An 11871-nucleotide genomic window follows, 5' to 3' on the forward strand; every position below is an offset into this window, starting at 1 on the left:
GGTCAGCTCCCGACCATGTAGATGGAACGCATGACCTCGCCGACGGTGGTGATGCCCTGCTCGACCAGCCGGACGCCTTCCTCGGTGAGGGTTCTCATGCCCTCGTACCGCGCCACCTTGCGGATCTCGTCGTGCGAGGCACGGTCGACGACCAGCTCACGGATCGCGTCCGATACCGGCATCAGCTCGTACACACCGGTCCGCTCCAGGAAACCCGTCTGGGCGCAGAAGTTGCAGCCCGCGCCGTGCAGGAAGCCGTCTGCCGGACTCGCGCCACCTGCACTGGCAAGGAACGCGAGCTCCTCGGCCTTCGGTTCGTAGTACTCGCGGCAGTTCGTGCAGACCCGTCGTACTAGACGCTGGGAGACCACAGCCGTCACCGAGGATGCGATGAGGAAGGTCTCGATCCCCATGTCCAGCAGTCGGTGCAACGCGGTCGCGGCGTCGGTCGCGTGCAGCGACGAGAGCACGAAGTGGCCGGTGAGCGCGGACTGTACGGCGATCCGCGCGGTCTCCACGTCGCGAACCTCGCCGACCAGGATCACGTCGGGGTCCTGCCGCAGGATCGATCGCAGACCGCCGGCGAACGTGATGCCGGCCGCCTCGTTGATCTGGATCTGGTTGATCGAGTCGAAGGTGTACTCCACCGGGTCCTCGATCGTCATGATGTTGCGCTCAGGGCTGTTGATCTCACCCAGCGATCCGTAGAGCGTCGTGGTCTTGCCGCTGCCGGTCGGTCCGGCGCAGATGACCATGCCGTACGGCGCTCTGAGCAGGCCCGAGTACGTCGCGGCCATCTGGTCCGGCATCCCGAGCTGCTCGAGCCGGAACAACGGCCGGCTCTTGTCCAGCAAGCGGAGTACCACCTTCTCGCCGCCGACCACCGATGTCGTGGAGACCCGGATGTCGACCGGCCGCCCCTCGACGTCCATGCTGATCTGGCCGTCCTGCGGACGTCGACGCTCGACGATGTTGAGGTCGGCCAGGATCTTGATCCGGCTGACCACCGCCGGGCCGATCGACCCTGGCAGCTCGAGTACGTCGTGCAGCGCACCGTCGATGCGGTAGCGGACGCGGACGCGGTCGCCGTGCGGCTCGATGTGTACGTCGGACGCCCGGTCACGCAACGCCTGGGTGATCACCAGCTGGACGACCTGCACGACGGGCGCGTCGTCACTGGCCCCGGGTGCATCCTCGCGGAAATCCTTGCGAACCGCGTCGCGAGCCTCGAAGACCTTGACCCGGTCGTCGATACCGGTCAGCGCGCGGTACGCCGTACCGATCGCATGCAGGACGTCGCTCGGCGCCGCGAGCTTGACGATCACCCGCCGGCCGAGTGCGGATTGCAGATCCTCGACGACCGACGGGTCTGCCACGGCGACCGTGACGACGTCGTCGCGGACCTCGAGCGGTACGGCGACCAGACTGCGTGCCGTGTGCTCGTCGATCAGGGCTGCGGCGGTCGGGTCAGGGCTGGCTGTGCGCAGGTCGACCAGTTCCAGGTTGTACTGCTCGGCGAGGTGACGAGCCCTGGTCCGTTCGATGTGCAGGTCTTGTTCGGTCGCGGCGGGGAGAACCTCGGGCCGCAGGTTCGGCGCGGCGTGCCGGGCTTCGGGGGCGGCTTTGCGGAGCTTCATGCCGGCACCCCCGCCCGCAGCCGCGGCCGCGCCTCGACGTCCTTCGGGTAGAGGCTGCGCGCGACGGCGTCGTCGTACGTGATGACGCCGTTCTGCACGAGCGTCGACAGGGACTGTTCGAGGGTCAGCATCCCGTCGCGCTGACCGGTGACGACCGAGTTGCGCAGCTGGTGCGTCTTGCCTTCCTTGATCAGGTTGCGTACGGCGGCGTCGGCGACCATCACCTCGTACGCCGCGATCAGGCCACCGCCGATCCGTGGAATCAGCCGTTGGTACACGACTCCGGTCAGCGCGGCTGCGAGCTGGACTCGCACTTGGGCCTGCTGCTCGGCCGGGAAGACGTCGATGATGCGGGCGAGCGACTGCGCGGTGTCGTTGGTGTGCAGGGTCGCGAAGACCAGGTGGCCGGTCTCCGCGATGGTCAGGGCGAAGCGGATCGAGTCGAGGTCGCGCATCTCGCCGACCAGCAGTACGTCGGGGTCCTCGCGCAGCGCCGAACGCAGCGCGTCCGAGAAGCTCGCGGTGTCGCTGCCGACCTCGCGCTGGTTGACCGCGGAGAGCTTGTGGTCGTGGACGTACTCGATCGGGTCCTCGACGGTGATGATGTGGCAGGCGCGGTCGGTGTTGATCTGGCCGATCATCGCGGCCAGGGTCGTGGACTTGCCGGAGCCGGTTGGGCCGGTGACCAGGACGAGGCCCTGGTGCTTACGTGCGAAGTCGTAGAGGACGGGCGGCAGGCCGAGTTCGTCCATGGTCGGGATCTGGCGCGGGATCATCCGGAGCGCGACCGCCGTGTCACCGCGCTGGGTGAAGGCGTTGCCGCGGATGCGGGCCTCGTCGCGCCAGGAGAACGAGAAGTCGTGTTCGTGCTTGGTGTTCCAGAGTGCAGCTTGCTCGGCGGTCAGGACTTCGCCGAGAAGGACGTCGGTGTCGTCGCGGGTGAGTGGATCCAAGCCGTTGACGGAGTACAGGCGTCCGTGGACGCGGAGCTGTGGTGGCATGCCCGCAGTCAGCAGGAGGTCGGTGCCGCCGGCGTTCCAGAGCTCTTCGAGCAGCAGGTCGACCCGGCTGCCACGAGCAAGACTGATCATGGTGCTTCTCCAGGTAGTTGGTGTACGGCGTGGAACCGGCGGGGAAGGGCCTTGGCGAACCCCTCCCCACCGGAGTTCAGATGGTCAGCAGGCGCCGCCGCCAACCAGCACGCCACTGACGCTTCCGTCAGTGTTCGTGTAAGTGATCGTGTAGTTCGTCGCCGACGGAACTTCCTTCAGGAAGCCCTTCGGGGTCGCGGTGACCAGCAGACCGTTGATGTCGGTCGCGTACTTGGCGTACTGGGCGAAGTACGCCTCGGACGCCACCTCGACGTTCTTCACATCGGCCTTGCAGGCCGACTTCTTGCCGGTGTCGGTAATGCCGCCGACGGCGAAGACGACCACGCCGGCCAGGATGCCGAGGATGATGATGACCATCAGGAGTTCGATCAGGGTGAAGCCGGATTCGTTCTTGCGGGCTTCGCGGATTCGGTTGAGCATGATGTGATTCGCTTTCTGTGCAAAGGATTTGATGGATGTGAGGCGGTGCTACGCGGAGGGCGGATCGCGGCTGCACCTCCCATCACTCGCGACCAGGACGTCGGCGAACTCGCGCACGGCCTGGCTGACGGGGTGGTCCGGGTAGCCGACGGTGATGGGCTCGCCCCGGTTGATGGAGGCGGGTACGTCGGTCCAGTTGGGGAGCTGGACCGTGATCGGAGTCCTGACCAGCTGGTCCACGTCGGCCGCGGTCAGATCGGCCCGACGGTCCGACCGGTTGACCACGACCGACCGAGCGCTCGCGTCGTACAGGAGGTCGAGGACGTCGAGCGTCAGCCGCAGGTTCTTCAGCGACGGCCGCTCCGACGTCGCGACCAGCACCTGGTGGTCGGCCGCGTCCAGCGCCGCGAGTACGGACGCGTTGAACTGCGCCGGCGTGTCGACGACCACATAGTCGTACGCATCACGCAGTACGGGCAGGAGTTCGTCGATGAGGGTTTGCGGGATCTGCATCGCGTTGCCAGGACCTGTCGGAGCCAGCAGGCAGTCCAGGCCCGGGCGGAACGGCGTCATCAGCCCAACCGCTTGTTCGCTGGTCAGGCGTCCTGCCCACGGCAAGGCGTCGCACAGGCTGCGCGCCGGACGCAGGCCGAGGATGCAGGCGACGTCGCCGAACTGCAGGTCCAGATCAACCAGGCAGACGCGGCGGGTGCCCAGGGAGCTCAAGGCGACCGCAAGGTTCGTGGCGACAGTGGTCTTGCCACTGCCGTCCTTGGCCGCGAAGACCGTAATGATCCGCCCGTCTGACATCCCGACCCCCTGACGCCACCCTGTGTCACCGCATTGCGCGTTGACCTCGCCTAAAGAGTGGCGGTGCAGCGGATTTCGTCACAGCGGGTGAACGGATGACAGGCCACATCGTTCGGATGACGTGGTGTCAGCCGAACGGCTGACAGGGATCAGCCGAGGGCGGTGTGGAGGCGGAGGGCTACTTGGACGTCGAGGGCGCGGTCTGGAGACTGCCAGCCATCGCCTAGTAGGGCGGTGATGCGGTCGAGTCGTTGCTGCACTGTGTTGGGGTGGATGTGGAGTGAGGTGGCGGCTCGGGTTGGGCTCTGGCCGGCGGCGAAGTACGCCTGCAGTGTGCCGATGAGGTCGGTGCCTCGCTGGGTGTCGTAGTCGAGGACCTTGCCGAGCACATGGTGTACGTGGGTGCGTACGTCGACCTCGGAGGCTCCGACCAGGCCTGCCACGCCGAGGTCGTCAGGCGTCGCGGATTCGCTGGTGCGGCCCAGGCGGAGCATCGTGGTGACCAGGCGAGACGCCTGTCGGTGTGCCTCGACCAAGGGCTCTCCCCAGGTCGCGGGGCCGGTGACAGCGATTGTCACGCCGGTGCGCTTGGCCAGCTCGGACAGGTCGCGTGCTGTGGACGTGGCGCTCGTACGAGCAAACAGCAACACCAGGTCCCCGCCGTACGGACCAGACAGCACCAGTCTGTCTTCCAGCGGTGCGGACAGCCGAGCACGTACGGCGGTGTGGTCGCCACGGCACACTGCGACGACCAGGCGATCGTGACTGTGGTTGGGAGCGAGCAACCGGAGTCGATCGGTCAGAGCGCGCGGATCGGCGCTTCCGCTCAGTACGTCGGCCAACAGGTCTGCCTGTGCTCGTTGGGATTGCTCAGCGGCCTGTCGACGGAACAGCAGGACCAGTGCCGTGACAACGGCTGCGCGCTCGACGATGCGCTGGTCTGCGCCGGACAGGTCGTCGGCGCCGCCAATGACCAGCGCACCGAGCCGTTCGCGCTTCGCGGTCGCTGCCACGACCCAGCAGTCACCGATGCGAGTCAATCGACCGGACTCGGACTCCTGCCACGGCACCGGCGTACCGGGGACGTGTCCGGCCGCTGCCAGCTCGTTGCCGCTGGCATCGACCAGTACGACCCACATGTCGAGCAGCTCGGCCAGTGCGGCGGCGATGGCGTCCACATCCCCGCCTGACAACACGATCTCCGCAAAACGGTCGTGCGCGGCGGCTGCGTGCTCGACGCCCGCGTGTGCAGCAGACAGCTGGTCCAGTGCCGCAGCGGTCTCCGCCGCGGCACGTACCTGCACCAGGGTCACAGCGGCCAGTGTGGCCAGTGAACCGAGCAGCGACACCTCGTCACGGCTGAACGGGCGTCGTGTCCGGTTGGACGCGAACAACACACCGACGAACGCTCCGTCGACCACCAACGGTGTACCGCAGATCGCTACCAGCCCCTCCTCGCCGACTGCGTCGTCGATCGGCGTGGTGTGCCGAAAGCGGTGGTCAGAGGGGTAGTCCGCGGTCCAGTACGGCTTGTAGGTCTCGGCGACCAGTCCGCCGAGTCCCGCCCCGAGCGGCAACCGCAACTGCTGGAACGCGGCCGAGACGGAGCCGTCGGTGGCCCGCATGTACGTGTCGCCACGGGTCTCGTCGTACAGGGTCAGGTAGGCGACGTCCGTGCCGACGAGTGTGCGGGCGCGGTGGACGATGGTGTGCAGGACGCCGCCAGGGTCGCGGGCGGACGCCAGCTCCCGCGCCACGTCGACCAGTGCGGACAGCTCGGCCTCACGCTTCTTGCTGGCGTCCATGCCCGCCCGGATCCGCAGGGCGAGGTCGCGTGCCACCGCGTCCTCGCCCGCCGCCCGGGCCAGCTCGCTCCCGGACGCATCCTCGGCCAGCAGCCGCAGAAGCTCCTCCATGGTTCTACAGAGTAGTGAGGTCCCGACGATGTGTTTCGGAGTACGACGTCACTGCGACGATGGAGATGACCGCACAGGCCGCGACGTACACAGCGATTGCGTAGCCGGAGTCGTACGCCTTCAGCAGTGCGACCGCGATGAACGGCGCCAGGCCGCCCGCGACGATCGATGCGAGCTGGTAGCCGACCGACACACCGGAGTACCGCACCCGTGTCCCGAACAACTCGGTGAAGAACGACGCCTGCGGTCCGTACATGGCACCGTGCAGCACCAGACCGACTGTCACAGCGAGCGTCGCGAGGGCGAAGTTGCGAGTGTCCACCAGCGCGATGAACAGGAACGCCCAGATGCCGACACCGACCGCGCCGATGAGGTACACCGGCTTGCGGCCGATGCGATCCGACAGCGCGCCCCAGAGCGGAATGGCGAAGAAGTGCACGGCCGCGGCGATCAGTACGGCGTTCAGGGCGAACGACTTGCCCATGCCGAGGTGTTCCTTCGCGTACGTCGCGATCACGATGGTGAAGATGTAGTAGCTGACGTTCTCCGCCATCCGCGCACCCATCGCGGTCAGCACCTCACGTGGGTACCGGGTGATCACCTCGAGAATCGGCAGCCTTTCCGCCGGCTCCTCCTGCGAGCGAGCGCGCGCCTCCTGGAAGACAGGTGACTCCTCGATGCGCAGCCGCACCCACAGCCCCACCAGCACGAGGACCGCGGACAAGAGGAACGGGATGCGCCAGCCCCACGAGTCGAAGGCCGCATCCGTCTGGAACGCAGCCAACCCGGCCAGTACGCCGTTTGCGATCAGCTGACCCGCCGGCGCACCCGCCTGCGGCCAGGACGCCCAGAAGCCACGCCGTGCCGGATCACCATGCTCCGACACGATCAGCACCGCGCCTCCCCATTCACCACCCAGCGCGAACCCCTGGATGAGCCGGAGCACCGTCAGCAAGATGGGGGCGAGCGCACCGACCTGTGCGTACGTCGGCAGCAGACCGATCGCGAACGTGGCAATGCCCATCATGAGCAGCGACAACACCAGCAACTGCTTGCGGCCCAGCCGGTCACCGAAGTGCCCGAACACCACACCGCCGATCGGACGGGCGAAGAAGCCGACCGCGAACGTGGCGAAGCTCAGCAGCGTTCCGGTGAGCTCCTCGCCTTTCGGGAAGAACAGGTCGCCGAACACCACCGATGCGGCGACCCCGTACAGGAAGAAGTCGTACCACTCGACCGTCGTACCGACGAGACTCGCGCCGACCACCCGCACGATCGACGAACGGGTGCGCACTGGTTCTGTAGCTGTCATTGGGCGGGCTCCTGAGTTAATGGGCGGTCCAGCCGCCGTCGAGTACGAACGAGCTCCCCGTGATGGAGGCGGACGCCGGGCCGCACAGCATGGCTACCAGCTCTGCCACTTCGTCCGGCTCGATCAGCCGCTTCACAGCGACCGGCTCGAGCAGGACCTTGTCCAGCACCTCTGACTCGGACAGGCCGTGTGTCGCGGCCTGGTCCGCCAGTTGCGCGGTGACCAGCGGCGTCCGGACGTACGCCGGGTTCACACAGTTGCTGGTCACACCGTGCGCAGCACCTTCCAGAGCGACGACCTTGCTGAGTCCCTCCAGTCCGTGCTTCGCAGCGACGTACGCCGCCTTGAACGGACTGGCACGCAGCCCGTGGACCGAGCTGATGTTCACCACCCGCCCCCAGCCGGCGCCGTACATGTGTGGGAGCGTCTGCCGGATCAGCCGGAACGGCGCCTCCAGCATCAGCCGCAGGATGTAGCTGAACCGCTCCGGAGGGAACTGCTCGACCGGTGCGACCTGCTGTACGCCGGCATTGTTCACCAGGATGTCCACGTCCGTCGGGAGGTCGGCCAGCCGCTCCAGGTCGGACAGGTCGGCCACGACTGTCTCAACGCCGTCCAGCGCGCCGAGCGTCTCCAGACCGGCCTCGTCGAAGTCGACGGCCACCACGTGGACGCCGTCCGCGGCGAGGCGCTGGGCGCACGCGGCGCCGATACCGGATGCGGCGCCGGTGACGAGGGCTCGACGGGTCTCCATGGCCGATGACTGTAGAAATCCGGACCCCGGCGCACTATGGGATGCGGTCACACAACCCGGCGCAGCCGCATAGCCCGGCGAGCCACTCATCCACAACCTTGACTATCAGGGCAGCGCGGCACGATAGCTGGACCTATTGTTGAAACATGGTCGATATCGAACAGCCGAAGCAGAAGGCCGCCGGCGTGCCCGCCGTGCTGTCGTCGTTCAAGTTCGGTCTCCGCGAGATGGGGCCGGTGCGCACCGGCCGCGCCTTCCTGAAGATGAACCAGGACCGCGGGTTCGACTGCCCCTCCTGCGCCTGGCCGGACCCGGAGCACAAGCACACCGCCGAATTCTGTGAGAACGGCGCCAAGGCGGTGGCCTGGGAGGCGACCCGCAAACGGGTGCCGCGGGAGTTCTTCGCCTCGCATTCGGTCGCGGAGATGGACCGGATCTCGGAGTTCGACCTCGGCAAGCTCGGCCGGATCACCGAACCGATGCTGCTGCGGGCCGGCGCCACCCACTACGAGCCGGTCGGCTGGGACGAGGCGTTCCAGGTCGTCGCCCGGCACCTGAAGGCCCTCGCCGACCCCAACGACGCCGTCTTCTACACCTCCGGCCGGACCAGCAACGAGGCCGCATTCCTGTACCAGCTGTTCGTCCGCGCCTACGGCACCAACAACCTCCCCGACTGCTCGAACATGTGCCACGAGTCGTCCGGTACGGCGCTGTTGCGGGTGATCGGCAGCGGCAAGGGCGCGGTCACGCTGGAGATGCTCGAAGAGTCCGAGCTGATCGTCGTCGTCGGGCAGAACCCGGGCACCAACGCGCCGCGGATGCTCACCCACCTCGAGACCGCCAAGCGCAACGGCGCCTCGATCGTCGCGGTGAACCCGCTGCCCGAGCCCGGCCTGATGACCTTCATGAACCCGCAGAAGCCGCGCGGTCTGGTCGGCAAGGGCACGCAGCTCGCCGACCAGCACCTGCGGATCCGGATCGGCGGCGACCAGGCCCTGTTCCTTGCCCTCGGCCACCTTCTGCTCGAGGCCGAGGCGGCGAAGCCGGGCACCGTGCTGGACAAGTCGTTCATCGAGTCGCACACCAGTGGCTTCGAGCTGTACGCCAAGCACAACGCCGAGCTCGACTGGCCCGCGGTCGAGCAGGCCACCGGGCTGCGGCGGGCCGAGATCGAGGAGCTGGCGCAGCGCTTCATCCGGTCCAAGGCGACCGTGGTGTGCTGGGCGATGGGGCTGACACAGCACCGCGAGGCGGTCGCGACGATCACCGAGATCGTCAACGTGCTGCTCCTGCAGGGCAACATCGGCAAGCCGGGCGCGGGCCCGTGCCCGGTGCGCGGCCACTCGAACGTCCAGGGCGACCGCAGTATGGGGATCTGGGAGAAGATGCCGGACGCCTTCCTGGACCGGCTCGATCACGAGTTCTCGTTCACCTCCCCGCGTGAGCACGGCATCGACGCCGCCGCGACCGTGAAGCGGCTGCGCGACGGCGACGTACGGGTGTTCTTCGCGATGGGTGGCAACTTCGCGTCCGCGACTCCGGACACCGAGGTCGTGCATCGCGGGCTCCGGCAGTGCGACCTGACCGTGCACGTCTCCACCAAGCTGAACCGGTCGCACACCGTCACCGGCCGCGAGGCGCTGATCCTGCCGACACTCGGCCGGACCGACCACGACCACACCGCCGCGGGTCCGCAGTCGGTGTCCGTCGAGGACTCGCAAGGCGCCGTACACCTGTCGAAGGGCAACCTCGTCCCGCCGGCACCGGAGCTGAAGTCCGAGATCGGGATCGTGTGCGGGCTGGCGCAGGCCGTCGTACCGGATGTCGGGCAGATTCCGTGGGCCGACTTCGCCGATGACTACAGCCTGATCCGGCAGCGGATCGCGCGGGTCGCGGACGGATACGAGAACTATGAGCAGCGGCTGCGGGACGGTGACGGCAGATTCCTGCTGGCGCACGCGGCGCGGGACAAGCGCGTGTTCAAGACGTCCGACGCGCGAGCGCAGTTCACCGCGAACGAGCTGACCTGGTTGCCGACGGAGCCTGGCCGGCTGCTGCTGCAGACGTTGCGCAGCCACGACCAGTTCAACACCACGATCTACGGCCTCGAGGACCGGTACCGCGGCATCAACGGAACGCGCGAGGTCGTCTTCGTGCATCCGGACGACCTGGCCGAGCTCGGCCTGCAGGACGGCGGGTACGTCGACATTGTGAGCGAGTTCCAGGGCGTTGAAAGGCGGGCCTCGTACTTCCGGCTGGTCTCGTACCCGACGGCCCGTGGCTGTGTGGCGGCGTACTACCCCGAGACCAACGTCCTGATGTCGGCCGACGACCTCGCAAAGGGCAGCAACACCCCAGTCGCCAAGGGCCTCACAGTCAGGCTCGAGCCGCGTAGCTGAGGGCGTCAGCCCAACCAGGAGCCGATACCGTCCCATGCGTACTCGAGTTCACGGGCGGCGCCAGGATCCGGCAGCCGGGATGCGACCTGGGCGAGCGCTGCACGCATCCCCTGGACCCCGCCGTGGGTGTCCAGCTGACCGCCGAGCTCGCGGGCACGGGCCTCACCGGGGCCACCGTCGAGGTACTTCCCGGCCTTGCCGATCTCCGTCAGTTCCTGAATGACGGCCTCCACGTCCAGGTCACCCGTCGGTTGCGATGCCTCGGTCACCATTCCTCCGATCCGGATCGAGCTGCCAAGCATCCGTCAAGCGGCAACGGAGCGCAACCTCCGCCTGACCCACGGTTGAAGAGCTGCGAGCACGACGGCGACGCCGGCGGTCGTGAGCCAGAGACCTGCTGGGCCTGCGGCCTTGAGGAGTTGGGTGACGGTGATTGGCGCGATCGTGGTGGCGATGCCCCAGCTCAGGCCGAAGACCGCGAGGTAGCGGCCTCGCGCCTCGTCGGGCGCGAGGCCGGACGCCTGAGTGAGGTAGCGGGTCAGCAGGAACAGTTCGCCGAGGCTCCACAGGACCGACGCGAGCAGGAACACGCTGAGGTTGTGAGCGACCGCGCTGACCACCAGACCGGCAGCGACGAGTAGGTAGCCGATCGCGATGGCCTCGAAGTCGTCAAGGTGCTGCACGCGGAGCACACGTTGGGCGACGATCAGGGTGATCGCGGACACGGCGAGGATGATGCCGGTGCCCGACTTCGGGAGTCCTTGCTCGAGCAGCGTCAGCGGTACGCCGATGACGAGCTGCATGTAGATCGTCGCGAACACCGTGCCGCCCGCGAGGAGCAGTAGCAGTCGCCGGTCTCGCCAGACTGCCGCGGGGCGATCCGTCGGGCGTTCCCGGCGTACGTCGGCCGGAAGCGCAAGCGCGACCAGTGCGGCGCAGGACAGACACGTGATCGCGTCGGCGACGAAGAGCCAGCGGAGATCGACATGGCTGATCGCAGCCGCGAGCAGGCCGGCCAGGACACCCGCCGCGGCAAGTGCGGCGCTGTAAAGACCGTACGCCGCCGGGCGATCGTCCGGCTCGGTGACGTCGGCGATCATCGCTTGGCTGGGCGGCTCGTAGATCTCGAACACGAGGCCGAGCAGGATCGTCGCGAGTACGGCGGACCACAACGAGTGGCTGAGCGCGATCCACAACTGGGCGATCGCACAACCTGCCAGACCGAGCACGATCGTACGGCGGCGACCGAGGCGATCGGCCAACTGACCGCCGAGCAGCCGGGACGGGATCGTCGCGGCACCGAAGACCGCGAGGATCAGGCCGACCTGTCCGAGCGAAGCCTTGAACTCGACCGCGAGCACCACGCCGAGGAACGGAAGCGTGAACGCGCCGATCCGATTCACGGCGCGCGCGATGACCAGAGTCCACACCGCCCTGGAGAGCCCGCGCGCCGTCGTGGTGGAAACAGCACTCATCACAACTCCATGACTGTCTAAACGGATATGATCGGT

At 67.6% G+C, this 11871-nt stretch carries 10 protein-coding genes; 1 reads left to right on the top strand and 9 read right to left on the bottom strand.

Annotated elements, in window-relative coordinates; genetic code table 11:
- Nucleotides 1-2: 2 nt before the first annotated feature.
- The 7 genes from EV137_RS25390 to EV137_RS25420 form a co-directional block, all read right to left on the bottom strand.
- A complete protein-coding gene (locus EV137_RS25390) occupies nt 3-1637 on the bottom strand; it encodes a GspE/PulE family protein (protein WP_134131076.1) in 1635 nt (544 codons plus the stop codon).
- Complete coding sequence (locus EV137_RS25395; RefSeq protein ID WP_134131077.1) at nt 1634-2728, bottom strand: type IV pilus twitching motility protein PilT; 1095 nt, start codon at nt 2726-2728, stop codon at nt 1634-1636. Before EV137_RS25395 ends, EV137_RS25390 begins: the two co-directional genes overlap by 4 nt.
- An 84-nt stretch (nt 2729-2812) precedes the next feature.
- On the bottom strand, nt 2813-3169 hold the full coding sequence (locus EV137_RS25400; protein WP_134131078.1) for a type II secretion system protein: 357 nt from the start codon (nt 3167-3169) through the stop codon (nt 2813-2815).
- A 48-nt stretch (nt 3170-3217) separates the two neighbouring features.
- Nucleotides 3218-3979: a CpaE/TadZ family protein gene (locus tag EV137_RS25405; RefSeq protein ID WP_134007063.1), complete on the bottom strand. Its 762-nt coding sequence runs from the start codon at nt 3977-3979 to the stop codon at nt 3218-3220.
- 149 nt (nt 3980-4128) lie between these two features.
- Nucleotides 4129-5895: a helix-turn-helix domain-containing protein gene (locus EV137_RS25410; protein WP_134131079.1), complete on the bottom strand. Its 1767-nt coding sequence runs from the start codon at nt 5893-5895 to the stop codon at nt 4129-4131.
- Between the two features lie 4 nt (nt 5896-5899).
- Entirely contained in the window at nt 5900-7207 is a 1308-nt protein-coding gene (locus EV137_RS25415) for an MFS transporter (RefSeq protein ID WP_134007059.1), read from the bottom strand.
- A gap of 16 nt (nt 7208-7223) precedes the next feature.
- Nucleotides 7224-7961, bottom strand: a complete 738-nt coding sequence (locus EV137_RS25420; protein WP_134131080.1) for a 3-hydroxybutyrate dehydrogenase — start codon at nt 7959-7961, stop codon at nt 7224-7226.
- 146 nt (nt 7962-8107) lie between these two features.
- Here EV137_RS25420 and EV137_RS25425 point away from each other — a divergent pair, with 146 nt between their 5' ends.
- The gene (locus tag EV137_RS25425; RefSeq protein WP_134131081.1) at nt 8108-10360 is read left to right on the top strand and encodes an FdhF/YdeP family oxidoreductase; all 2253 of its coding nucleotides are present in this window, start codon (nt 8108-8110) and stop codon (nt 10358-10360) included.
- Between the two features lie 5 nt (nt 10361-10365).
- On the opposite strand, the gene EV137_RS25430 is transcribed toward EV137_RS25425, so the two are convergent.
- Nucleotides 10366-10629 carry a hypothetical protein gene (locus EV137_RS25430; RefSeq protein ID WP_134007053.1) on the bottom strand — a complete coding sequence of 88 codons (264 nt, stop codon included), beginning with the start codon at nt 10627-10629 and terminating at the stop codon, nt 10366-10368.
- 36 nt (nt 10630-10665) lie between these two features.
- Nucleotides 10666-11835, bottom strand: a complete 1170-nt coding sequence (locus tag EV137_RS25435) for an MFS transporter (RefSeq protein WP_134131082.1) — start codon at nt 11833-11835, stop codon at nt 10666-10668.
- Between the last annotated feature and the right edge of the window lie 36 nt (nt 11836-11871).

This window comes from Kribbella pratensis, assembly GCF_004366075.1.
Taxonomy (GTDB): domain Bacteria; phylum Actinomycetota; class Actinomycetes; order Propionibacteriales; family Kribbellaceae; genus Kribbella; species Kribbella pratensis.

Bases quoted from the DNA above. Each gene is read 5' to 3' on its own strand.
- EV137_RS25390 (WP_134131076.1), bottom strand. From the start codon at position 1,637: ATGAAGCTCCGCAAAGCCGCCCCCGAAGCCCGGCACGCCGCGCCGAAC.
- EV137_RS25395 (WP_134131077.1), bottom strand. From the start codon at position 2,728: ATGATCAGTCTTGCTCGTGGCAGCCGGGTCGACCTGCTGCTCGAAGAG.
- EV137_RS25400 (WP_134131078.1), bottom strand. From the start codon at position 3,169: ATGCTCAACCGAATCCGCGAAGCCCGCAAGAACGAATCCGGCTTCACC.
- EV137_RS25405 (WP_134007063.1), bottom strand. From the start codon at position 3,979: ATGTCAGACGGGCGGATCATTACGGTCTTCGCGGCCAAGGACGGCAGT.
- EV137_RS25410 (WP_134131079.1), bottom strand. From the start codon at position 5,895: ATGGAGGAGCTTCTGCGGCTGCTGGCCGAGGATGCGTCCGGGAGCGAG.
- EV137_RS25415 (WP_134007059.1), bottom strand. From the start codon at position 7,207: ATGACAGCTACAGAACCAGTGCGCACCCGTTCGTCGATCGTGCGGGTG.
- EV137_RS25420 (WP_134131080.1), bottom strand. From the start codon at position 7,961: ATGGAGACCCGTCGAGCCCTCGTCACCGGCGCCGCATCCGGTATCGGC.
- EV137_RS25425 (WP_134131081.1), top strand. From the start codon at position 8,108: ATGGTCGATATCGAACAGCCGAAGCAGAAGGCCGCCGGCGTGCCCGCC.
- EV137_RS25435 (WP_134131082.1), bottom strand. From the start codon at position 11,835: ATGAGTGCTGTTTCCACCACGACGGCGCGCGGGCTCTCCAGGGCGGTG.